Source organism: Neobacillus sp. SuZ13, assembly GCF_030123365.1.
Lineage (GTDB): Bacteria > Bacillota > Bacilli > Bacillales > Cytobacillaceae > Neobacillus.
On the sequence record NZ_CP126107.1, the window covers coordinates 4,216,743 to 4,240,826 of the forward strand.

Consider the following 24,084-nt stretch of genomic DNA (forward strand, 5'->3'; position numbering starts at 1 on the left):
TATTCACGAAGTTAAGTCCAACGGACAAAATTTAAACACATATAAAACTAGGACATAACAATGATATATCAATCTTCAGGTTAGGTCAATATCATACTATTTTAAAAACATGCTTAAAAGATGGTTTTACTCATTTTCATGCCATTTTTGCGTAAAAAGATCTAATAATTGTTTTACTTGACTATCAACAACCGCCATTTTCTGTGAATCATTCATATGTTCCAGCGGGATGGATGGTAACCATAACACAGTTCCCGATAGTTCTCCTTCTCGTGTTCTCCATTCAATGTCGGATGTTATGTAAAATACGTGTTTAAACTCCCCCTTTGTAAGGCTATCCTCCCAATCCTTCAAATCACTAATAGTATTTTCTCCATTTTTGGACTTCAGATATGTATAGGGAGGTAATAATAATAATCTTCCTGTAAATTGCCTTTCTAAATGGCCTGTTAGCAATGTGATAAATTCCGCACCGGCTGCAGACTGCTTCATCTCCGCACCGACAGAAACGCCCAGTAACGGTACAACAGCTGTGTCTACATACTCCTTGGCATTCAAATACGTTTCAATATCTTGAGGTATCCATTTCATATCTATGCACCAACCTTTTGATTTCACTATTATTATAATATCATTTTCTACAGAAACAATTAAAGATATAGGGCTATAATTAGATAAATTCAAAACAAAAAGGAAGCTGCTTATCGCACGCTTCCTTTTTGTTCAGTCATTGTTAATGTATTAAGTTTTTGCGTCAGCATTTGAAATGCCTTTCGATCTTGATTATCAAGGGCCTCATCGATTAATTGAAGGATTTTCTCACGTTGAAAGTGTTCGATACTCCGCTGCAGTAATTGTTCTGCAATGATGCCATCCTTCTCATTCACTTGCAGATGCTTGGGAACAAATAAATTTTCTTCGAGAACCGCAGCATACTGATGTGCCTGATTAGAAGCATGAAAGTTTAATTGGATAAAAATATCCTCATCTCGATTTAAGCGAATATCGTGAAAGGATTTTTCAGCATCAGTTGTCATCACATTCTCTTTATAAAATCTAAATGGTACCTTATCGACGCAATGTGTAGACATAATTAAACCTCTAGGACAATACTGTGCCTGCTCCACAAAATGGACCTTCTCCATTAGTTGATCGTGGCTCATTAGATAGTTAAGAATCCAAACACATTCTCTTCTCTTTAATTGATAATGATTTAAAAACCAGCGAATAAAGTCCTTCTTCTCGTTGACAGAAACAGGGGTTGCCATGATAGTTTCCCTCCTCTGCAAATCAGCTTTTTTTAATCTTTCAACCCTGTAAGACGTTCAAGTAAATCCATATACTCCCCGTTTGTTGGATCTTCATTAAGCAACTGTTTAAAAATTTCGGCGGCGCGGTCACTTTTTCCTTCTTCAATTAGAAAATAACCGTAATCCTGTAAAAAAGTTTCATTTTTCTTAAAAAAAGTATATGCACTTTCGTATTTGTCTAATGCGTAAGAAAATTTTTCTAACTTCTGATAGCTTACTGCTGCATCCCATAAAAGTTGAGGTTCTTCATCTTCTTTAATATCAAGTTCGGTAATTAAATCAATGATGTCCTCATATCTTTCTTGAAGGAAAAAGAGTTTATTTAATGTGAGTGCTGCTTCAATAAATCCTGGGTCTAAGGCAAGAGCTTCTCGGAAATACTGTTCTCCTGCTTCCGCTTTCCCCAATTGGGTTGCTATTTTCCCTCCAAGGAAAAATAACTCCTTATTAAATTCATCTTGTTTTATGCCTTCTTGAATGGTAAGTAAACTATTTTCAAGTTCTCCCTCCCTTTCATATGCTAAAGCAAGGTGTAAATATAGAGAATGATATTCTGGATCCAGCTCTTTTAATTCAGTGAATTTTCCAATAGCGGTCTGATAATATCCAGCCTGAAGTGCTGTAAAACCATAGCCGAATAACGTGTTAATCTCTAATTTTTCATTCATCGCCTTTTCATAATAAACCAATGCTTCCTCAAACATTCCAGATACACTTAAGAGATCTGCAATCCGTTGATCTATATTTACACCAGCTATTTCATTTTCTTCTTTTAAAACCTTTTCGTATGCTTCCAGTGCCTTGGTCACTTCACCTTGTTCACTGTAAAGTTCCCCTAAAGCAAAATCTATAATGATTTCATCTGGCAACAATTCCTTTGCCTTCAGAAGTTTTCTTTCACAAACTTCATATAAACCTTGTACTTGATAAAGATCGGCTAATAAAAGTAAGGATTGTCCAAAATTTGCATCATATTCTGATATCTTTTCAAGAACAAGAATTGCCTCTTCGTCTTCCCCTGCTTCAACTAATATTTCACCTAACAGGACTAGAAGCTCACCTTCCTCAGGGAATGTTTCTAATAAATTTTCTATTAGTGACTTTGCCTCTTCAAGGAAACCATATTGATACAATTCTTCGCCGAGAAGGAACTTTTCATCGGGCATGCCATTTTGTAATACATCATTATATTCAGTTAAGGCCTCATTATGTTGACCATTTTCTAACATGTTAATAATTTTATTCACTCGTTCCATTGACACTTACCTCTCGTTCTCCTAGATTGACAGAGAAAAATAGGATGGGAGTCGCACCCTAACATGTTCTCCATTTCCAGGTTTAAATATCACTTCACCACCTGCTCGTAGAACATCCCCCTTGTGGACAGTCACTACGAGTCTATCACAATGATAAAGAAATAAATTCACATCATCAACATTCTGGCTTTCATTTATTTTTGTATACAAATTATAACTTACTTCTGTACCACACATTAAACTTGCTTTTTGCGGATATACACCAATTTTATTTAATACAGAAACAGCCAATGGGCTATTTTCTTCAATTTCATCATAAAGAGCCGGGAGATTCTCTCTTTTCATGATACCTTTCCATTTCGACAAAACACTCTTCACTTCCTTCTTGTGAACTGAAGAAATTATTGGGATTAACGGACTGTTGAAGGGAAACATTGCTTCTTTAATCCAACCCCAGGGAATTTGTTCTAATTCTTCATGTGATTGAAGGTCAACAAAAATTGCAGGTACTTTTTCCTTCTTACATTTCCTAATAAACGATTGAGTAATCAAACGAACAGGTATTCTTACCCCAATGAGATAGTCAATTGGGCTGCTTAAGAGAGCCGTTTTCAGCGCAGATATCTTTGTGGATAATTCATTTTCGTAGGAAACATTAACATAGGTGAACAAGGTGGTGCAACCTTTCAACAAAAAATCTTCTCTCAAACACTTTTTTAATTCTTGAAAGGTTCTTATTTGTGGAATATTTGAATTAAACAGAACATAGGTAGGGGCCATAATATATGGATTGGCATTCATTTTTATGAGCCGATAATGTTTGAAATGCGAGTCAATCTTCTCGATTCGGTTGTTACTAATTAATAGTGAACATGTTTTTATTTGCTTGTCTTTCAGGAGATTGGCATTTTCAATGATATACATTATCCACCACCCTTTTCATTGTGTCCTATTTTTCACTTTCACTTTTCCCTTTAAGACAAGCTATGCGAAAATTCTAAAAACTATGCCGTTCTATTTCGGAAATATAACATAAATAAAATTAATATATAGACTTTGCCACATGTCTGTTGATTTGCGCTCTAGGCACTTCGCTTTCCGCGGGCGTGCCGGGGAGCCTCCTCGTAGCTGCGCTTCTGGGGGGTCTCCCCTGCCCCGTACTCCCGCAGGAGTCTTCGTGCCTTCCGCTCCAATCAACAGAGTGTTTTTATAGAGACTTTCAACTCCATAAAAGTCGGTTATAAGGCTAGGACAAAATAAAAAAATTGCCGAGAAGAATACTCTTTCTCGACAATCTGGCCGCATTAAAATGCAGATTTACTAAATTAGACTATTTAAATGGTCAAAGAAGTTCGGATAGGAAACGGAAATGGCTTCTGGGTTTTCTAGCTCTGCTCTTTCATTACAAAGGAGTGCTGCTATTGCCAGCATCATTCCAATTCGATGGTCGCCGTGACTTGAGACAGTTCCACCGCTTAATTTGGTTTTCCCATGAATAATCATTCCATCTTCAGTCGCTTCGATTCTAGCACCTAATGTTTTAAGTTCATGAACAACTGTATCAATTCGATTTGTTTCTTTAACTTTTAATTCCTCGGCATCCTTGATAATTGTTGTACCTTCAGCCTGAGTGGCTAAAAGGGCAATTATTGGGATTTCATCAATTAATTTTGGAATTAAATCTCCTTCAATAACTGTACCTTTTAGACTGGAAGACTTAATAATAAGATCTCCCATAGGTTCAAATGATGATTCCTCGTTTTGAACAATTTCTAAGTCAGCACCCATTTTTTTCATTACCTCGATAATTCCCGTTCTTGTTGGGTTCAGCCCGACATTTTTCAAGACAACTTCACTTTCAGGAATTATCGCACCAGCAACTAAAAAGAATGCAGCAGACGATATATCCCCAGGAACGTATACGTGTGTTCCGGTTAGTTTTTGACCGCCATTGACGATAATCATTTGGTTATCCTTGTGGATTTCTCCGCCAAATTTAATGATCATTCTTTCTGTATGATCACGTGTTTCTTCAGGCTCAATAATCACACTTTGTCCATCTGCTTGTAGCCCAGCAAGAATTAATGCGGATTTAACCTGTGCACTTGCAACCGGAAGTTGATAATTTACAGGTTTTAATTCACCGCCACGAATAGAAATGGGTGTGAAGGAACCGTTGTTACGGCCATCTATTCTTGAACCTAATTCCGATAATGGGTTTGTTACCCTAGTCATTGGACGTTTCCCGATTGACTCATCACCAACAAGGGAGGAGAAAAATGGTCTACCTGCCAATATTCCCATTAATAAACGGATTGTTGTTCCAGAGTTACCAACGTCCAATACTTCATTGGGTTCGGTTAACCCTTCAAATCCTTTACCAATAATGCGAAGTTGACCATCAGATTCTTCGATGGTAACTCCCAGTTTTCGGAAGCACGAAATCGTGCTTAAGCAATCTTCCCCAAGCAAGAAATTGGATACTGTGGTTTCACCGTGAGCAATCGAACCAAACATAACTGACCGATGCGAAATTGATTTATCTCCGGGAATTGTTATTTCTCCGTTTAAGTGTGTTATGCTTGTCTTCAGTTTTAGAGACGTCATGAAAAATCACCTTTTTTATATATCATTTTAAGAACCAATAGATGTAGCAAAACTAGAATAGGAGCCGATACATCGTTCAGCTTTTTGCCGGTCCTCTTCTGTTTGAAAACTAATTACTAAGACACCATTTATATCTTCACGTGTTTCTAAAATTCGAATATTTGTGATACTAATTTCTTCCTTCGCTAAATAACCGGTGATTTCGGAAATCACCCCTGGGTAGTCAGGTACATCAACAAATAAATCATAAAATGCCGGAATCGCACCCTTATCTTTTTGAGGCAGACCATCACGGAATTGTTTTGCCTGATGGAAATAGTCATATATTGCCGAACTGTTTTCATCTTCAAGCAGCGTTTTGACACTATTCATCTCTTCTTGCCACTGATTGAGCAGTTCAATTAATATCTCTCGATTGTGGAGGAGAATATCCTTCCACATCTTCGGACTGCTAGAGGCAATCCGGGTAATATCTCTAAACCCGCCTGCTGCAAGACGCGGAATTAAACTCTCTGCTTCTGCTAACTTTTCAGTTTGGCGAACAATTGAGGCAGCAATGATATGAGGAAAATGACTGACAATTCCGGTAAGATAATCATGATTTTCTGGTGTGATGGTTAAAAACTTGGCTTTCGTCCCAGCTAACCATAATTTTATTTGTTCAACCTTTGAATCTTCTATATGCTCTTGCGGTGTTAACAGGTAAAATGCATTTTCAAATAATATTTCTTTGGCAGCAGAAACACCACTTTTATGTGATCCCGCCATTGGATGCCCGCCGATAAACGTAATCCCTCGATCTTTTAGGCTTTTGGCACCTCCAACAATCTTGCTTTTTGTACTGCCTGTATCTGTCACGATTACCTCTGGATGGAGAGGGAGACCCGCAAGGAACTGGATAATTTCCTCTGTTTCATTTACAGGTGCAGAAATAATAATTAAATTAGCATCAATTGCGCCACTTTGGATATCTTCAGCTATTTCATCAATGACACCAAGCATTTTTGCTAGTCTTGCTTGTTCACTATTAATATCAAATCCTACAATCGTTGCATCCCCATGTTCCTTTTTTATACAAAGGGCAAGAGAACCTCCAATTAATCCTAAGCCTATAACAAAAACACGGCCTTTCAATGATAACTCCCCCTAAAAACAAAGCAGAACTATATTACTTTTGTGATAAAAACTCTCCTAATGCATTGAGAACACCCTCATTTTGTTCAGATGATCCCACTGTAATTCTAACCCCAGTAGGAAAACCAAGAGCTTTCCCGGAACGAACAATAAAGCCTCTCTGCATTAGATTTTCGAATACCAAATCTCCATCTGTTTTACAATCAATTAAAATAAAATTTGTTTGTGATGGGTAATAATCGAGTTCATACTTCCTACAGAATTCATAGAACTGTTCAAGCCCCTGCCTATTTTTTTCTTTGCAGTTGTTTATAAAATCCTGATCTCTTATGGCTGCAGTCGCCGCTAACAAACCTAAGGAATTAACATTAAATGGTTCCCGAGCTGGTTCAAGTGCTTTAATGATTGCCCGATTGGCAACCCCATATCCAATTCTTAAGGCAGCGAGGCCATATATTTTTGAAAAAGTCCTTAGAACAATTAAATTTTCATACTTTTGAGCTAATTTGATGGAATCATAGTAATCTTCCGCAACAACATATTCATAATAAGCTTCATCTAATACAACCAGAATATCAGCAGGAACTTTTTCAAGAAAAGCGTTTAACTTAGATTCTGGTATATAGGTACCGGTAGGATTATTAGGACTGCATAGCCAAATGACATTGGTCTGATCATCAATGGCTGCCAACATGGCATCTAAATCATGGTTTCCGTTTACAAGCGGGATTTCCTTACAAACCGCCCCTTCAATCACTGCGTTATGCTTATATTGTGAAAAACTAGGTGTAGCCATAATTGTATTAGCATTCGGATGTAACAGTGCCCTTGAAATGATTTGAATTAAGTTATCTGAGCCATTTCCAAAGATTATTTCTGCTTCATCAACTTTCAAAAAGGCTGAAAGTGTCTCCCGTAAAGTAGTTGCATAACCATCAGGGTAGATTGCCAAACTTGTTTGGTTTGATTGAAGTGCATCCAAGGCCTGAGATGAGCATCCAAAAGGATTTTCATTTGATGCTAGCTTCACTATCTTGTCAAGTTTATATTGCCTCTTCACTGCTTCGATCGATTTCCCTGGTTGATAAGGAGTCAGTTGTAATAACTGCTCTTTCCATCTCATATTTACTCACTCCGTTCGTAATAAGTTATTCTATTACAGCCTTACTGTTTTTACCTATTTTGCTAGACTGCTGCCAAGGTCGGGCCTCAGAACAGTTGCACCTTTTAAGTATACATGAATAATTTCTTCTTGTGGTTTGTTTGTATTCACATGCATCATGACCCGGACACACTTCTTTAGCGAATTGGGTACAGGAATTTCTTGCATACACATCACAGGGACATACGTCCACCCCTCAAATTTACGAAGTGCCTTTGCAGGGAATGCTGCATTAACATCGTCGGTTGTTGAAATGAAAATTGATCCAACTTGATCGGGTTGAATATGATTTTCTTCAATTAACCTCATAAAAAGTTCTTCTGTTGCAGAGATGATTTCCTCTTCGGAATTCTGGTCAATCGTAATTGCTCCTCTTACCCCTCTAATCAAGAAAAGCCCCCCTTATTATTAACGGTTTAATTGTTCGTATAGTATTGTTTCCGATATTTCCTTAACTGTCGGCTGACCCAATTGTTCAAGTAGAACAAAGCGAATCTCATCCCTAACCGACTTTTTATCCTGCTTCATTTTGCTGATTAATTTTTCATGGGATAGATTTCCCGGGATTTTTGATTCATAACCCAGTCTTTCAATCCAGTTAGTAAATTCTTCGATATCGAAAGTAAGTCCTAATAATTGGTTACTTAGCTTTAGGGCATAAATCATTCCTATCATCACTGCTTCCCCGTGCGTAAAGTTCCCATAACCCATCTCTGATTCAATGGCATGCCCTAACGTGTGGCCAAAATTCAAGTAAGCCCTGATACCAGTTTCTCTTTCATCTTGACCAACAATTTTACCTTTTACCCTTATACCTTTTATTAAAGATTCAGATAGCATCTCTAATGATAAGGTTTGAAGGTCTTGCACATTATCTTTTAACCAATTATAGAAATCAATATCATCAATAAGTGCATGTTTAATAACCTCAGCAAAACCTGAACGAATTTCATGAACTGGTAGTGTTTTAAGGAATGCTAAATCATAAAAAACTGCTTCTGGTTGATGGAAAGCTCCAATCATATTTTTTCCAAGCGGATGATTAATGGCTACCTTCCCGCCAACGGCACTATCATGAGCTAATATAGTAGTTGGCACCTGTATAAATGGAATGCCCCTCATAAAGGATGCTGCAACAAATCCTGACAAATCTCCAACAGCCCCCCCTCCAAAGGAGAGAATGACAGATTTCCGGTCTAGTTTGTTTTCAAGTGCTGTTGAAAGCGCGGCATAGAAAACTTCAAATGTTTTTGCTTTTTCCCCACTTGGAGCAGTAAAAATTACAGGGTTTAACGATTTCAACTCAAACAATAATTTTTCCAGATGAAGCTTTGCAACGGTTTCATCCGTAATGATTAATATTCTAGATAGACCGTCAAAATGGTTCGCCAAAAAAGGGCCGATTTCTTTTCTTACCCCTTCTCCCACATAGACATCATAGTTTTTTGAATCTGTATGGATTTGAATGGTTTCCATTAAAATTCCCTCGCATATTCCCGCTGTCTATTAATTTCCTCTGCAAAAGTCTCAAAACGGTCACTATAAAATTGTTCAACCAAAGCATTGGCAAGTTCCCAAGCAACCGCATGTTCTGCAACAACAGCTGCAGCAGGTACTGCACAACTGTCTGAACGCTCGACGCTTGCTGCAAACGGCTCTTTTGTATCAATATCAACGCTCATTAAAGGTTTATATAATGTCGGGATAGGTTTCATTACCCCTCTGACCACAACCGGCATGCCTGTTGTCATACCACCTTCAAATCCACCAAGGCGATTAGACTTCCGGTAATAACCTTTTTCTTGGTCCCATGCAATTTCATCATGAACTTCACTTCCAGGTTTCCTTGCAGCCTCAAAGCCAATGCCAATTTCTACTCCTTTAAAGGCATTTATACTCATAATAGCGGCTGCTAATTTCCCATCCAATTTCCGATCATAATGAACATAACTTCCTACACCCGCTGGCATCCCCGTAGCGATTACTTCTACAACTCCGCCAATCGAATCCCCATTTTTCTTTGCTTCATCAATTGCAGCCATCATATCACTTTCGACGTTAGAGTCAGCACAACGAACAGGGGAATTTTCTGTCTTTTCCTTCAATTCATTAAATGAAAGGGAACGATCAATATTAGCTTTGATTCCGCCTATTTCAACTACATGTGAAACAATTTCAACACCCACTAATGATAAAAGCTTTTTGGCTACGGAACCTGCTGCAACTCTGACCGTGGTCTCACGTGCAGAAGAACGTTCAAGGACATTCCTCATATCTCTGTGTCCATATTTAATCGCACCATTTAAATCGGCATGACCAGGACGTGCACGCGTTACCTTCCGTTTTACCTCATCTTCTTGTCCTTCTTCTAGCGGTTCTGCACCCATAATCTTTGTCCAATGCTTCCAGTCATTGTTTTGAACTACTAATGCAACGGGTGATCCGAGAGTATACCCATGACGGACACCAGAAACAATTTGGGCTGTATCCTTTTCAATTTGCATTCTTCTTCCACGTCCATAACCTTTCTGACGCCTGGATAATTCTTCATTTATATCTTCCAATAATAATGGCATACCTGCAGGGAGGCCTTCTATAATCGTTGTTAATTGCGGCCCATGGGATTCTCCTGCTGTTAAATATCTCATTCCCATATTACTTTCCCCCTTCAACTCATTAAAGAATTTTGTATCAATATACCATATACTGCGCAATAAACATAGTATAACTATTCAGAAAAGAGGGAATTAATTTCTCATATAAAAAAAGGCATTTGTATAATTTCTTATACAAATGCCTCTCTTGATTTCAATTAGTAGATCCATTCGTTTACTAGTTTATTGTACTCTACTACCCCAGAATCTTTAAAGAATAAGCCAATTTCACGCTCAGCACTTGCAGGTGAATCAGACCCATGGATAACATTTTTTCCGACTGTTAATCCAAAATCACCGCGGATCGTTCCAGGGGCAGCATCCTTTGGATTAGTAGAACCCATCATTTGGCGAGCAGTAGCAATCACATTCTCACCTTGCCAAACCATTGCAAAAACTGGTCCTGAAGTAATAAAATCTACTAATTCTCCGAAGAATGGACGCTCTTTATGTTCACCATAATGCTCTTCAGCTAGTTCATTAGGAATGCTCATTAATTTAGCCCCTACTAATTGAAAGCCCTTTCTTTCAAAACGTGAAACGATTTCTCCAATTAGGTTACGTTGTACACCATCAGGTTTTACCATTAAAAATGTTTTTTCCATGAATTCCACTCCTAAAAATAAATTATTATGTATATTGAATGTTTTTAGAAAACAATCCATGAAAAATATTATCATTTTTTCGAAAATTTAACAAGTTGATTTAAAATTTTCGTTTTCCAATGAATCTTGCTAAGTCATGAAGGGTTTTTTTTGTTCTATTTGCAGGTAACCCTTCTAATTCTGCCAAAGCTTTTTTAAGGTAAAGATCACTAAGTGCAATAGATTTTTCAATTGCATCTGAGTTTTTAATAATGGTGATAATTTTCTTAATCTCTGAAGGAGCCATGGATTCATGTACCTTTTCAATTTCTGTACGTATTTCAGCCTTTTCCATTGCATATAGAGCAGGTGCAGTAATATTCCCTTGGAGCAGGTCTCCGCCGGCCGGCTTTCCTAGTTCCTTCTCTGTAGACGTAAAATCTAAAATATCATCGATAATTTGATAAGACATACCGACGTAGTAACCAAAACGATATAGTTTTTTATGAACGGATTCCTCTACATCAGCTGCAATTGCTCCTAATTGACAACTTACAGCAATTAATAGAGCGGTCTTTCTCTTAATTCTACGAAGATAATCTCGGAGATTTTGATTAAAACGGTATTTATCTTTTATTTGTTGAATTTCCCCTAGTGAAACTTCAACAATGGTATTAGATAAAATTTTATGAGCAATTGGATTTCTAATGTTCGTCATTAATTCTATCGCCAGAGCAAAAACAAAGTCACCTGTATACATAGCAATTTTGTTATCCCATTTAGATTTCACGGTTGGCTGCCCTCGACGAAGATCCGCATCGTCTATCACATCATCATGGACAAGTGATGCCATATGAATTAATTCAAGTGCAACAGCAACATTTTTCATCACATGTATATCATAATTTCCAAATTTACCAGCAAGCAAAACAAAAACAGGACGAATTCTTTTTCCTCCGGCTTGTAATGTATGCATAGAAGCTTGTTTTAGCAGAAGGGACTCCGCATGGATGGTCTCTTCTAACTTTTTTTCGATCAAGTTAATATCCGAATTCAAAAATGAATACATCATTTTTAATTTCATTTGTATTCACCCAGCTTTTCATCCTGTCTTCATGTACAAATAAATTAATTTTTCCTGCCAATATGAACAGCTGCTGCACCGCCGCTATATGGTTTATATTTTACATCTGCGAAGCCTGCTTGTTCAAACATTTTAGCAAGTTCCTTCATCCCTGGAAACTCACGTGCTGACTCATGCAGCCATGCATATTCACGATAACTTTTTGCCAGCAATTTACCAAACATCGGCATAATATAGCGAAAGTAAAAATAATAGAGCTGTTTATATCCGATTAAAGTAGGTTGTGAGGTCTCTAAGCAGACAGCAATACCGCCAGGTTTTACAACACGGTGCATTTCTTTTAATACTTGCAAATAGTCAGGGACATTCCTTAAGCCAAAACCAATTGTTACATAATCAAAACTATTATCTGGAAAAGGGAGTTCCATAGCATTACCATGTACTAATTTCACCTGTTTTAATCCCAGGTCTTTAACCTTTTCAATCCCCACATTAAGCATGTTTTGGCTAAAATCCAAACCTGTAACGTCCCCTGCCTGTCCCACTGCCTCAGCTAATGCTATGGTCCAATCAGCGGTGCCGCAGCAAACATCGAGAGCTCGTGAACCCGGCTTTACATCCATTCTTTTCATCGTGTCTTTCCGCCACTTGATGTGTTGTTGAAAACTGATAACAGAATTCATTTTATCATAGTTATCGGAAATCTTTTCAAACACATTGTGAACCCGCTGTTCTTTCGATTCCTGCATGTTTTTATTACCCTTCTTCCACAAAAGTTTTTGCATATGGCTGGTATTGGTTTAAGAGTGAAATAATTCTATTTTCAAGCAGTTCATTTAAGTAAGGAAGTTGCTCTAGTCCTTTTTCTATCACTTTTTTTGACTTTTCAATATACTGGTCACAATATTGGAACAAATGACTTTTCTGATCACTAGATAATTCTTTTAATTTAAAGTTATGGATTGGGAAAACAATTGATGTCATAGCCTCGAATAAAACGGATCTTTCTGTGCTAATAAATTGACTTTTTTCATTCAATAACCGTTTAAAGAGAAGCAAATTTTCAAGAAATTCGTTCAAGAGGTCTACTTTAAAATACTCAGAGAGACGAGCAAGTAAGGAACTTTCTATCCGCTTAATACTTGTCATTAACTCCTCTACAGAAACCAATTCATGGTGATAAACAGAAATTTTATTTTCGTTTACATCCTTAATTCCTTTAGAAAGTGCCTTAATCATCAAAATATCTTCTGATTCTGCAAGAAGCTTATAATAAAGGCCACTGAAATAATCCCCCGCAAGAACAGTTAATTGACGATTTTTTTCGTCAACAGATGCATTTGATATACGTTCATGGGTATCAAGGGCGATTTGTATTAACATTGTTGATAAGGCGTAGTTTTGCATATCGCTGAATGACAATTCGAGGCGTTCCATAATTGAGACTAAAATAAGAAGTTTATCTTCATCTATAATCGGAATCTCAATATATTTGAGCAGGTAAGTATCACAAACTCTTTGTTCGACCTGCTCTCGAATATTTGTAAATTTTTGTCGAATGTCCAGCAATTAAATCACCCTTGCTTCCCCTATTAATGTCTATATGTATTCTTATTTCCTATTTGCATAGTAAAATTCATGCCGTTTAGCCTTAATAATGAAAAATACCTAATCATTCTCTAAAAACAAGGCAGACACCATTATAACATAAAAGGTATTCTTAAGGCAGAATTTCATAAAATAATCATTTTAGCTAATATGAAATAAGATGAAAACAGTGTGATTAGGATTATTTTTTTATTTCACTTTCTATTTCACCAAGGTGTGTAAGTATTTTAGCATTTCCCCTTATTTTTATAGCCGAAGTATGCTCTGTAAATTGAGCAATTAGGACTTCTCCTTTATCAAGCTTTTCGGAATGATGAAATTTGGTATCAGAGCCCCTTGTTAAGCCGATAACATTAACCCCATCGTCAATTGCCTTAATTACTACATACTCACTGTTTTGGTTTTCTCGCTTCTCCATTTATACACCTCAAATCTTCTTAGAAATAGGACTAATACTTAATTAACGTGAGTACTTCAGACCGTGCAACCGCATCATCTGATAGAATACCCCGGACAGCCGTAGTTACTGTTTTAGAGCCAGGCTTTTTAACTCCTCGCATGGTCATACACATATGTTCTGCTTCAACGACTACCATTACCCCATGCGGCTCTAATTTTTCCATCATACTGTCCGCAATCGTGGAAGTAATCCGTTCTTGAAGTTGAGGTCTCTTTGCTACTGCTTCTACTGCCCTTGCTAATTTACTCAATCCGGTCACACGACCATTTTGGGGAATGTACGCTACATGCGCTTTTCCAAAGAAAGGTACAAGATGATGTTCACACATGGAATAAAACGGTATATCTTTAACCAATACCAACTCTTCGTGGTCTTCACTAAAGATTGTTTCAAAATGCATCTTTGGATCCTCGTTTAACCCGCTAAAAACTTCTTCATACATTTTTGCCACTCGTTTTGGTGTATCATGAAGTCCTTCACGATTTGGGTCTTCCCCGATTGCTTCTAATATTAAACGTACCGCATCTTCAATTTGGGCACGATTTACTTGTGACATATAAAAATTCCTCCTAATGTTCAGTCAAGTATATATGACAAATACATATTAGCACAATCATTAAAGTTCAAGCAAAAAAAATAGAAAAAAGGCCATGGACATAACCATGACCTTTTTGCTTAAGCGTTCGCTTATAGCAATAAATTTATGTAATTATTTTACTGCGTCCTTAAGCGCTTTCCCTGGTTTAAAAGCTGGAACTTTGCTAGCAGCGATATCGATTTCCTCACCTGTTTGAGGGTTACGACCTTTACGAGCTGCACGCTCACGTACTTCAAAGTTTCCAAAACCGATTAATTGTACTTTATCACCATTTTTTAAAGCATCTAAAATCGCATCAAAAACAGCATCAACTGCTTTAGTTGCGTCCTTTTTAGAAAGTTCGCTAGCTTCAGCAACTGCATTAATAAGTTCTGTCTTGTTCATGCCTTTCACCTCCTCCCAAAGAAATTATCAAGATTCGTAAATAAGATTACTTATCTACATTTCTAAACAATTTTTCTAATTTCTATACGTCATAGCGCAGTTTTATTACCAAAATTAACATAAATAATTAAATTGGTAACTAGAATCTATTTTTTAGGAAAAACCCTTATGAAATAAGGGTTCAAACGCTATAATGTAATTCAGTTAAAAGATTATCATAATCAAAACAGCTTATCAAGAAGAATTCATGAAATTATGGTAATCTTTTCTTTGTTTCAACAAAATTCTACTTAATTTGACCTTTTTTGGTAGTTATTTTGAAATAATGGGAAGTTTCCCCCTACTCCTGCCACTTTTCTCAATGAAAAAAAGACTCCGAATTGGAGTCCATAGCTTAAAGTATAATGGCAATTAAGCCACCTGAACCTTCGTTAATAATTCTCTCTAATGTTTCTTTTAATTTATATCTTGCATTTTCTGGCATCAAGGAAAGCTTTGCCTGGATACCTTCTCGAACAATGGAACTTAAGCTGCGGCCAAAGATATCTGAATTCCAGATGGATAACGGATCATCTTCAAAATCCTGCATTAAGTATCTCACTAGTTCCTCACTTTGTTTTTCAGTACCAATGATTGGCGCAAATTCCGATTCCACATCCACTTTTATCATATGGATGGATGGTGCTACAGCTCGCAGCCTTACACCAAATCGTGCACCTTGACGAATAATTTCTGGTTCTTCAAGACTCATATCTGAAAGGGTTGGTGAGGCAATACCATAACCCGTTTGTTTAACCATTTTTAATGCATCAGCAATGTGGTCATACTCTGCTTTTGCATGAGCAAAATCCTGCATTAATTCAAGAAGATGATCTTTCCCGCGAATTTCTACTCCAACGATTTCTTTTAATATATCATCATACAATTCATCTGGTGCATATAAATCGATTTCAGCAACACCCGAACCCATTTCAATTCCGGCTAAACCAGCTCTTTCAATGAATTCAAACTCGCTAAAGTGTTGTACTACTCGGTCAACATCTCTTAATCTCTTGATATCTTTTACAGTATCTTTGACGGCATCTTGATAGCTTTCACGAAGCCAGTGGTTTTCTCGAAGGACCATTACCCAACTTGGCAGGTTCACATTGACTTCGAGGACTGGGAACTCGTAAAGTGCTTCACGCAGAACATTAAGAACATCGCTGTCACGCATACTTTCAACACTCATGGCAATTACCGGAATATCATATTTATCTGCTAAACTGGATCTTAGGGTTTCAGTGCTAGGATGGTAGGGCTGTGCACTATTAACGACCATGATGAACGGTTTGCCAACTTCTTTCAGTTCGTTAATAACTCTTTCTTCAGCTTCAATATAGTTACTCCTTGGAATCTCACCAATGGTCCCATCTGTTGTTACAACGACCCCAATGGTTGAATGCTCTTGTATCACTTTCCTTGTGCCAATTTCAGCAGCTTCATGAAAAGGAATTGGTTCCTCATACCAAGGGGTGGTAATCATTCTTGGACCATTTTCATCCTCATAGCCTTTCGCACCTGGAACGGTATAGCCTACACAATCAACCAGCCTGATATTGACATTTAATCCATCATCAACATGAACAGTTGCTGCTTGATTGGGTACGAATTTCGGCTCCGTTGTCATAATTGTTTTTCCTGCAGCACTTTGAGGTAACTCATCGAGTGCCCGTGATCTCTCAGCTTCACTGTTTATATTCGGTAAAACAACAAGCTCCATAAATTTTTTAATAAATGTTGATTTTCCAGTCCGTACTGCACCTACTACGCCTAAATAAATATCACCGCCTGTTCTCTCGGCAATATCTTTAAAAATATCAACCTTTTCCAAGTGATCCCCTCCCGATCATAGAGTAAAGTGGGATTAAACATCCATTTTAGGTATTTTTGGACAATATATGTTTATGATGTTGTCCTACTATGTTATGACACTTTTCTAAAAATTTTTTTACCCCCTTATTAAAAATTCACTAGGTTCTCTTGTATCTGTAGTGTCTGAACATTTGTTATTATGGAGGGTTTCAATATATGTTTTCTTTTGGGAATAGCCAAAAAAAACCCTTCTCCTACAATATATTTCATCGGAAAAGGGTTATGACTATTTATTCTTCTAAAAATACTGGTTCTTTCGCCTTAGAATCCCAGGTATATGGTAAGGAATATGCAGGCACAAACATGGAATCCTTCACTAAAATTGGGCGAATATCTTCACCTGGTTTTACCTTCGTATCCTTTTTTTCCATGGCTTGATATAAATCAGGGCGATAATCTACATATACCTCCGCACTGCCTGTAATGACAAAGGATAGATTTTGATTTGAAAATGGACTTGTTACATAAGGGGCTTTTTTATACCCTAATTGTTTATAATCAAGAGTAAAAACATTTTTTGCAAGTTGCTCTTTATAGGGAGGATACCCCTTTGTTTTAATTCTTAATTTAATATCACGGATCGCTTCTGTTAATCTTAAATCAAATAATTTTACAGTTGGCTTGGTTTCAACATCAACAAGGACATACTGGAAGATCCCGCCGCTTTCATATGCATTACCAGGAGGCTCAGCGATATATTTTGGTGCTATTTTTTTAAAATCAATCGGATACTTTTGATAAATTGGGGTTTCTGCTTCCTTTGTTTTTATCGGAAGAATCCCGCCATTATCCTTCTTAAATGTATCTACTGCTGTTTGAACAGCTAAAATTTGATCTTTATATGGGATTTGATTTTTTGCTAATTCCTCTTCAGGATACATGCATCCAGTTAGGAAAAGAGCAGTAAATACTATAAAACAACCGAGTACATTCCATTTCATACAATCACCTTTTATTATGTATTTATCCCAATTATGTTAGAAAAACAATTAGAAGCGTTATTCCGGCAATAATCATTAATAAGTAAGCAATTATTGCAGTAACAATTCTGAATACCCCTTTTAGCTTATATCTACTTAGATAAATTGTGATAATTGCCAGGAACATAAAACCCATACCTGCAATTGAGACCCACATTTTAAACATAGCTGGCGACAAACTTAACTCCCCCTTTTTCGAAGATTAATTATATCACAAGCGATAACTTTTCTAGAAAAATTTTGAACGAAATAAAAAAAAACTGAAGTAAAGAGGGGCGAATTCTTTACTTCAGCTTTAACGACTAAATAACCCATACCTGCGTATAACTACTAGGTTGCTTCGTTGCATTGTATGCAATCTAGTCACAAAGCGTTTCACCGAACGCCCATTTATTAAGAAAAACTTTTTAAAACATAAGGTCCCTATTCTCCATTATGCTACATTTTTTAATCTTCAATATTTCGTTCCTCTAAGACATTAACCAAATCTTCCATTTCATGCGTCTTGCCGCGGGCCATTAGAACATCTACAGCATCCGCTGCGCTCTTCTCATTAAATAGGACATCATATAAGGCAAATGTAATCGGCATTTTCACATCATACTTTTGGGCTAACTGATAAGCAGCCTTGGTGGTTCGAACACCTTCCACTACCATCCCCATGTTCTCCAAAACCTCATTAAGGGTTTTCCCTTTACCCAATAGGTTTCCTGCTCTCCAGTTCCTTGAGTGGACACTTGTACATGTAACAATTAAGTCACCAATACCTGCAAGTCCAGAAAACGTTAATGGATTAGCACCCATTTTCGTACCTAGTCGAGCTATTTCTGCTAACCCTCGAGTCATTAATGCCGCTTTAGCATTATCACCATAGCCCAACCCATCAGTAATACCCGCAGCAAGGGCAATAATATTTTTTAAGGCACCACCAATTTCAACACCAATGACATCTGAATTAGTATAAACACGAAAATTATTGTTAATAAATAAATCCTGTATTTTTTCCGCTGCTTCCATATTCTCTGAAGTTACGGTTACCGTTGTTGGGTGGCGAAGGCTAACTTCTTCTGCGTGACTAGGACCGGATAATACAACAACATCCTTTAATAAATCTTTTGGCATTTCCTCTTTAATAATTTCAGAGATGCGTAGTAATGAATCAGGTTCAATCCCTTTGCTAACATGCGCAATTGTCAATGGTTCTGCATGTACGGCACGAATTTTACCGATTACTTCACGTATTGCCTTTGTCGGGACGGCTAATATAAGTGTATCCACACCTGCTAAAGCATCACTTAATGATGAGTATCCAACAATCAATTCTGAAAGATCAATCTCTGGAAGGTATTTCTTATTAGTGTGCTTTTCATTAATTTCTTTGATTTGCTCTTCATTATGGCTCCAAAGACGAACTTCATGACGATTGTCTGCTAGCACTATTGCTAAAGCGGTTCCCCAGCTTCCAGCTCCAATAACGGCTATTGCTGTTTTCGTATCCTTCACTTTACATCACACCCACCTTATCTTTATTTTCTTTCTCTCGCATAAATTTTAATAGGGGTTCCTTCAAATCCAAATGCCTCTCTAATTCTGTTCTCTAAGAAGCGTTCATATGAGAAGTGCAATAATTCAGGTTCATTAACAAATACAACGAAGGTCGGCGGTTTAACTGCCACTTGTGTAGTGTAATATATTTTTAAGCGTCTGCCATTGTCTGTTGGTGTTGGATTCATCGCAACAGCATCCATGATCACATCATTGAGTACGCTGGTTTCAACTCTCATTGAATGGTTTTCACTAGCGGTATTGATCATTGGGAGCAACGTGTGAACCCGTTTTTTTGTTTTTGCAGATAAAAACACAATTGGAGCATAACTAAGAAATAAGAAATGTTCCCTTATCTTCTGTTCAAGTTCTTTCATCGTTTTTTCGTCTTTTTCAATCGCATCCCACTTATTGACCACGATAACGACAGCCCTGCCAGCTTCATGTGCATACCCAGCAATCTTTTTGTCCTGCTCAATGATTCCTTCTTCAGCATTAATTACAACAAGAACAACGTCAGAACGTTCAATTGCCCTTAAAGCACGAAGTACACTATATTTTTCTGTACTCTCATAGACTTTTCCTTTTTTCCTAATTCCCGCTGTATCAATGATGACATATTTTCCCCCATTATATGTATATGGAGAATCGACAGCATCACGAGTGGTACCAGCAATATTACTGACAATTACACGTTCCTCGCCTAATATAGCATTGACTAATGATGATTTCCCTACATTGGGGCGTCCAATTAAGGAAAACTTCACTACATCCTCTCCATATTCAACTGATTTATTTTTGGGGAAATGTTTTGCGGCCTCATCTAAAAGGTCTCCTAAACCAAGCCCATGTGAGCCTGAAATGGGAATCGGCTCACCAAATCCCAATGAATAAAAATCATAGATTTGATCACGCATTTCAGGGTTATCTATTTTATTAACAGCTAATACAACGGGCTTTTTAGACCGATATAAAATTTTTGCTACTTCCTCATCAGCTGCTGTAACCCCTTCACGTCCGTTTGTTAAGAAGATGATTACATCTGCTTCATCAATTGCTATTTCAGCCTGATGTCGAATTTGTTCCAAAAACGGTTCATCACCTATATCAATTCCACCTGTATCGATAAGGTTGAAGTCATGTGTTAACCACTCACCAGAACTATAGATACGATCTCTTGTAACTCCAGGAATGTCCTCCACAATAGATATTCTTTCGCCGACAATCCGATTAAAAATTGTTGATTTTCCTACGTTGGGCCGTCCTACAATGGCAATAACAGGTTTAACCAATTACAATCGCCATCCTTTCTTTCTTATAATTAAATACTATTAGTATGTTAGCATAGAGTGAAATTACATCAGTGGGGGGCATCATCCACGATAATGCTGGGTTATTCCCTTTAGTCCTTATGAAGTAAAGAAACCCTTCTGTGATCTAGAAGGGCCTAACTATGTTATTTTAACAATGTTAATCCTTTCCCGCAATGGAAAAAACCGAAAAGTGGATTACTGAAAACCTGCCATTAATTATATTGGATCTCTTTCAAGATGATTTTTGCTTCTCTTTTTCAAAAAAATGAAAATGATTTTGGAGAATAGGTCCTATATTCTCTAACGCGGTCCAACCTGTAAGCAGTAGCACTGTTAATGAGCAAACATCTAGGTATGCAAAGGTCCCTATTACATACGGAAATTCGAATTTATTTAAAATAAAGGCATATAAAATGTCCCCTTGCATGGCACCAGCAAAAATGATGAGTATTCGCCCTTTTAAAGTTTTCTGCAATAATAAGGCTAAATACCACAATGTTATTCCCATCATCCATTCCTTTTTAAAAATAATCCAAATCGGATCAAATATCTCAAATAAATGAAAGGTCACGTATGCAATTGATACGGTAAATGAACAAATGAAAAAATATATAAGTGCTCCTCGTTTTTCTTGGCTTATAAAAAAATAACATATTCCTAACATAAATAACCCGCTTGCCTGTATATCAAACTCTCCTGCAGCAAACCGGACATTAGATAATATTAGTACTATTAATACATTTGCAGCCAGTTTTAATCGATATGGGTTTTGCTTTTCCAGAATAAAGGTCAAGTATATCCAGAAACCCCAAAAGACCCAATAAAAGATTGCCCCTTCCAACTCATACACCTCCTATTATTTTCATTATTGGTAATCTTTATGTACTTTCATACTTCCCTGAATAATATTTCCTGTGTGAATCATCTTATTAAGAGGAGGTGTGTTTGAATGGGAAAAGACCGACAAGAAAAAAAGTTACGGGCGAGTCGAAGAGTAGAATCAGATCGTGACCAGGCGTTGCACTATCCTGGTGCCACGAAGCTATCTGGACCTGAAGAAGCACGGGGATTAAACGACGGTAAAAAATAAAAAAAAAGCTCTCGCAAAAAATTGCGAGAGCTTTATTTGATGGAACGCTGGGCGAACGCTTTGGTATCGACGCCACGTTGATGTAACCAATGATAGGTTTCTCCTGAGATAATTACGGGTGCCTTCCTTAAATCTGAAATCGTTTTAGCTCCCAAAGCAGTCATAATCATCGTTAATTCATAATGAAGGGCTTCAATTTCTTGTTGCAAAACCTCTACCCCTTCCTTAATCAGGATTGGTAAGAAATAGCCTGCCATGCCGATTGCATTCGCCCCAAGTGCTAATCCTTTTGCAATATCATGTCCTGACTTAAATCCTCCTGAACCAATAACTGAAAGATGCTCCGAAACAGATGATGCTTCAAGAATAGAAACACCAGTGGGGATCCCCCAATGATTAAAAAAAGACAATGCTTTATCTCTGCGTTTATTTTCAATTTCAGCAAAATTTGTCCCGCCAGAGCCGCCTACATCAACCACACTTACACCTACGGATGATAACGCTTGGACCGTCTCCAACCCCATTCCGAAACCAACTTCCTTTACAATTACAGGCACATTTGTCTCTTTTACAATTGTTTCAATCCTTTTAAGTGCACCAGAAAAATCGCGATCTCCTTCGGGCATAGTCAGTTCTTGAATAACATTTAAATGTATTTGCAGAGCGTCTGCTTCTATCATATCAACCGCGGCTTTTGCCTCTTCTACAGACGCTTCGCTTCCTAAATTTGCAATGATAACACCAGAGGGATTCTCTTTACGGACAACTTCATATGTGTATTTTTGAGAGGTATCCTTTAATGCAGCCATTTGTGACCCAACAGCCATCGTTAAACCGGTATTTTTAGCGACAATGGCCAATTCTTTATTGATACGATATGTTTTTTCACCGCCACCACCAGTCATGGCATTGATAAAAATAGGCGAACTTAAATAAAGTCCGCCAATTTCATGGTCTAATCCAACATCGAATACACCGATATTGGGTAGGCCCTGGTGAATAAATTTAATATCATCGAAAGCTGAAGAATGATTTTGCCGATTTTCAAGGGCAAAACGAATATGGTCCCATTTTCGTTCAGATCTAGACACTTATATCACCATTATTTTCCTAAATTCTTTAATTTATCACCAATAACTTCTCCTAGCTGAAAGCCTTTTGACTCTTCAGGAAGTTCATAGTCTTGGTTTTCCTCATACTCTTTTTCAAGTAGTTCTTTAATGCTTAATGATAGACGTTGATCAGACTCATTTGCATCAAGGACCTTAACTTCTACTTCTTGTCCTTCTTTTAATACTTCATGTGGAGTACCAATATGCTTATGTGCAATTTGTGAGATATGGACAAGGCCTTCCACACCAGGGAATACCTCGACAAATGCACCATAAGAGACCAATCTTTTTACTTTACCTTTTAAGATACTGCCTTTAGGCGCTTTTTCGGAAAGATTTGACCATGGTCCAGGGAGTGTTTCTTTAATCGATAGGGAAATTCTCTCACTATCACGGTCCACACTTAAAACCTTAACTTGAACTTGTTGACCTTCATGAACAACATCTGATGGTTTATCAACATGATCATAGGATAATTGAGAAATATGAACTAGACCATCAATGCCGCCAATATCAACAAAAGCGCCAAAATCAGTGATTCTTTGAACTGTTCCATCAATAATTTGACCTACTTGTACGGCACTAAGTCGACTTTGTTTTTGCTTACCTTTTTCTTGTTCTACCACTGCTCGATGAGAAAGGATTAAACGATTCTTTTCCTTTTCAAGTTCAACAATTTTAAAAGTAAGAATACGACCTTTGTAATCACTAAAATCTTCAACAAAATGAGCTTCAACTAAAGATGCAGGTACAAATCCACGAACTCCTAGATCAACTACCAGACCGCCTTTTACAACATCTTTTACTTCAGTTTCAATAATTTCTCCGCTTTGGAATTGATTTTCCAAGTGATCCCAAGCCTTTTCTGCATCCACTTTTCTTTTTGAAAGGATGATTGCTTCTTCCTCGACCTTCAACACTTCTAATTCTAATTCATCACCTTCAGCAACTGCATCAGACGCCTTTTCAATATGCAGACTTGAAAGTTCACTGATTGGGATGATTCCATCCAATTTGCTGCCTTGGATATCGACTAGCACCTGCTTTTCTTCTACTTTGGTAACTTGTCCAGTTACTTTATCCCCGATTTCAAAGCTTCTCACTTCTACTTGATTTAATTCTTCCGACATATGTATTCCTCCTTAATCCATTTACTTCAAAATTCTATATATGATCTGGTGGATGCCACGCAGCATACAACACATATAAAAATAATAAAAAAGCAGTGAATTTTCAAAAAAAACTCTTTCCATTAACTTCTTACAAATAGACTATTTTGTCAAGCAGAA

At 37.3% G+C, this 24,084-nt stretch carries 26 protein-coding genes; 1 reads left to right on the forward strand and 25 read right to left on the reverse strand.

Annotated features, from left to right (window positions below):
- Nucleotides 1-126 precede the first annotated feature (126 nt).
- The 23 genes from QNH17_RS20750 to QNH17_RS20860 form a co-directional block, all read right to left on the reverse strand.
- A complete protein-coding gene (locus tag QNH17_RS20750; RefSeq protein ID WP_283874841.1) occupies nt 127-591 on the reverse strand; it encodes a YpiF family protein in 465 nt (154 codons plus the stop codon).
- A gap of 110 nt (nt 592-701) precedes the next feature.
- Nucleotides 702-1,268 (reverse strand): ReoY family proteolytic degradation factor, encoded by a 567-nt coding sequence (locus tag QNH17_RS20755; protein WP_283874843.1) that lies wholly within the window; start codon nt 1,266-1,268, stop codon nt 702-704.
- A gap of 32 nt (nt 1,269-1,300) precedes the next feature.
- Nucleotides 1,301-2,566, reverse strand: coding sequence for a tetratricopeptide repeat protein (locus QNH17_RS20760; RefSeq protein WP_283874844.1), 1,266 nt, complete (start codon nt 2,564-2,566; stop codon nt 1,301-1,303).
- A gap of 21 nt (nt 2,567-2,587) precedes the next feature.
- Nucleotides 2,588-3,490, reverse strand: coding sequence for a hypothetical protein (locus QNH17_RS20765; protein WP_283874846.1), 903 nt, complete (start codon nt 3,488-3,490; stop codon nt 2,588-2,590).
- 396 nt (nt 3,491-3,886) lie between these two features.
- The gene (gene aroA / locus QNH17_RS20770; protein WP_283874848.1) at nt 3,887-5,173 is read right to left on the reverse strand and encodes a 3-phosphoshikimate 1-carboxyvinyltransferase; all 1,287 of its coding nucleotides are present in this window, start codon (nt 5,171-5,173) and stop codon (nt 3,887-3,889) included.
- A gap of 27 nt (nt 5,174-5,200) precedes the next feature.
- On the reverse strand, nt 5,201-6,307 hold the full coding sequence (locus QNH17_RS20775) for a prephenate dehydrogenase (RefSeq protein ID WP_283874849.1): 1,107 nt from the start codon (nt 6,305-6,307) through the stop codon (nt 5,201-5,203).
- A gap of 34 nt (nt 6,308-6,341) precedes the next feature.
- On the reverse strand, nt 6,342-7,430 hold the full coding sequence (gene hisC, locus QNH17_RS20780) for a histidinol-phosphate transaminase (protein ID WP_283874850.1): 1,089 nt from the start codon (nt 7,428-7,430) through the stop codon (nt 6,342-6,344).
- Nucleotides 7,431-7,484: 54 nt separating this feature from the next.
- Nucleotides 7,485-7,859: a chorismate mutase gene (aroH, locus tag QNH17_RS20785; RefSeq protein WP_283874852.1), complete on the reverse strand. Its 375-nt coding sequence runs from the start codon at nt 7,857-7,859 to the stop codon at nt 7,485-7,487.
- An 18-nt stretch (nt 7,860-7,877) separates the two neighbouring features.
- Nucleotides 7,878-8,945 carry a 3-dehydroquinate synthase gene (aroB, locus tag QNH17_RS20790; RefSeq protein WP_283874853.1) on the reverse strand — a complete coding sequence of 356 codons (1,068 nt, stop codon included), beginning with the start codon at nt 8,943-8,945 and terminating at the stop codon, nt 7,878-7,880.
- Complete coding sequence (aroC, locus tag QNH17_RS20795) at nt 8,945-10,117, reverse strand: chorismate synthase (RefSeq protein ID WP_283879562.1); 1,173 nt, start codon at nt 10,115-10,117, stop codon at nt 8,945-8,947. The genes aroB and aroC overlap by 1 nt, the downstream gene beginning before the upstream one ends.
- Before the next feature lie 164 nt (nt 10,118-10,281).
- Nucleotides 10,282-10,728, reverse strand: coding sequence for a nucleoside-diphosphate kinase (gene ndk / locus QNH17_RS20800; protein WP_026563926.1), 447 nt, complete (start codon nt 10,726-10,728; stop codon nt 10,282-10,284).
- 100 nt (nt 10,729-10,828) lie between these two features.
- The gene (gene hepT, locus QNH17_RS20805) at nt 10,829-11,791 is read right to left on the reverse strand and encodes a heptaprenyl diphosphate synthase component II (protein WP_283874855.1); all 963 of its coding nucleotides are present in this window, start codon (nt 11,789-11,791) and stop codon (nt 10,829-10,831) included.
- Between the two features lie 44 nt (nt 11,792-11,835).
- A complete protein-coding gene (locus QNH17_RS20810; RefSeq protein ID WP_283874856.1) occupies nt 11,836-12,540 on the reverse strand; it encodes a demethylmenaquinone methyltransferase in 705 nt (234 codons plus the stop codon).
- A 7-nt stretch (nt 12,541-12,547) separates the two neighbouring features.
- A complete protein-coding gene (locus tag QNH17_RS20815; protein ID WP_283874857.1) occupies nt 12,548-13,360 on the reverse strand; it encodes a heptaprenyl diphosphate synthase component 1 in 813 nt (270 codons plus the stop codon).
- 220 nt (nt 13,361-13,580) lie between these two features.
- Nucleotides 13,581-13,817 carry a trp RNA-binding attenuation protein MtrB gene (gene mtrB / locus QNH17_RS20820; RefSeq protein WP_144547474.1) on the reverse strand — a complete coding sequence of 79 codons (237 nt, stop codon included), beginning with the start codon at nt 13,815-13,817 and terminating at the stop codon, nt 13,581-13,583.
- 31 nt (nt 13,818-13,848) lie between these two features.
- The gene (gene folE, locus QNH17_RS20825; protein WP_283874859.1) at nt 13,849-14,415 is read right to left on the reverse strand and encodes a GTP cyclohydrolase I FolE; all 567 of its coding nucleotides are present in this window, start codon (nt 14,413-14,415) and stop codon (nt 13,849-13,851) included.
- Nucleotides 14,416-14,568: 153 nt separating this feature from the next.
- Complete coding sequence (locus tag QNH17_RS20830; protein ID WP_026563932.1) at nt 14,569-14,841, reverse strand: HU family DNA-binding protein; 273 nt, start codon at nt 14,839-14,841, stop codon at nt 14,569-14,571.
- A 394-nt stretch (nt 14,842-15,235) separates the two neighbouring features.
- Nucleotides 15,236-16,714 carry a stage IV sporulation protein A gene (gene spoIVA, locus QNH17_RS20835; protein ID WP_144547476.1) on the reverse strand — a complete coding sequence of 493 codons (1,479 nt, stop codon included), beginning with the start codon at nt 16,712-16,714 and terminating at the stop codon, nt 15,236-15,238.
- A 271-nt stretch (nt 16,715-16,985) separates the two neighbouring features.
- Nucleotides 16,986-17,696 (reverse strand): YphF family lipoprotein, encoded by a 711-nt coding sequence (locus QNH17_RS20840; RefSeq protein ID WP_283874861.1) that lies wholly within the window; start codon nt 17,694-17,696, stop codon nt 16,986-16,988.
- 31 nt (nt 17,697-17,727) lie between these two features.
- Nucleotides 17,728-17,913: a DUF2768 domain-containing protein gene (locus tag QNH17_RS20845; RefSeq protein WP_026563935.1), complete on the reverse strand. Its 186-nt coding sequence runs from the start codon at nt 17,911-17,913 to the stop codon at nt 17,728-17,730.
- Between the two features lie 269 nt (nt 17,914-18,182).
- Nucleotides 18,183-19,238 carry an NAD(P)H-dependent glycerol-3-phosphate dehydrogenase gene (locus QNH17_RS20850; RefSeq protein WP_283874863.1) on the reverse strand — a complete coding sequence of 352 codons (1,056 nt, stop codon included), beginning with the start codon at nt 19,236-19,238 and terminating at the stop codon, nt 18,183-18,185.
- Nucleotides 19,239-19,261: 23 nt separating this feature from the next.
- On the reverse strand, nt 19,262-20,572 hold the full coding sequence (gene der / locus QNH17_RS20855; RefSeq protein WP_283874865.1) for a ribosome biogenesis GTPase Der: 1,311 nt from the start codon (nt 20,570-20,572) through the stop codon (nt 19,262-19,264).
- A 253-nt stretch (nt 20,573-20,825) separates the two neighbouring features.
- A complete protein-coding gene (locus tag QNH17_RS20860) occupies nt 20,826-21,434 on the reverse strand; it encodes a YphA family membrane protein (protein ID WP_283874866.1) in 609 nt (202 codons plus the stop codon).
- Nucleotides 21,435-21,542: 108 nt separating this feature from the next.
- Between QNH17_RS20860 and QNH17_RS20865 the strand changes: the two genes are divergently transcribed.
- Nucleotides 21,543-21,683 carry a YpzI family protein gene (locus QNH17_RS20865; RefSeq protein ID WP_283874869.1) on the forward strand — a complete coding sequence of 47 codons (141 nt, stop codon included), beginning with the start codon at nt 21,543-21,545 and terminating at the stop codon, nt 21,681-21,683.
- 32 nt (nt 21,684-21,715) lie between these two features.
- Here the strand turns inward: QNH17_RS20865 and fni are convergent, their stop codons facing one another.
- Both fni and rpsA read right to left on the reverse strand, forming a co-directional pair.
- Nucleotides 21,716-22,774 carry a type 2 isopentenyl-diphosphate Delta-isomerase gene (gene fni / locus QNH17_RS20870; RefSeq protein ID WP_283874871.1) on the reverse strand — a complete coding sequence of 353 codons (1,059 nt, stop codon included), beginning with the start codon at nt 22,772-22,774 and terminating at the stop codon, nt 21,716-21,718.
- Between the two features lie 11 nt (nt 22,775-22,785).
- The gene (gene rpsA, locus QNH17_RS20875) at nt 22,786-23,925 is read right to left on the reverse strand and encodes a 30S ribosomal protein S1 (RefSeq protein ID WP_283874873.1); all 1,140 of its coding nucleotides are present in this window, start codon (nt 23,923-23,925) and stop codon (nt 22,786-22,788) included.
- Nucleotides 23,926-24,084: the final 159 nt, after the last annotated feature.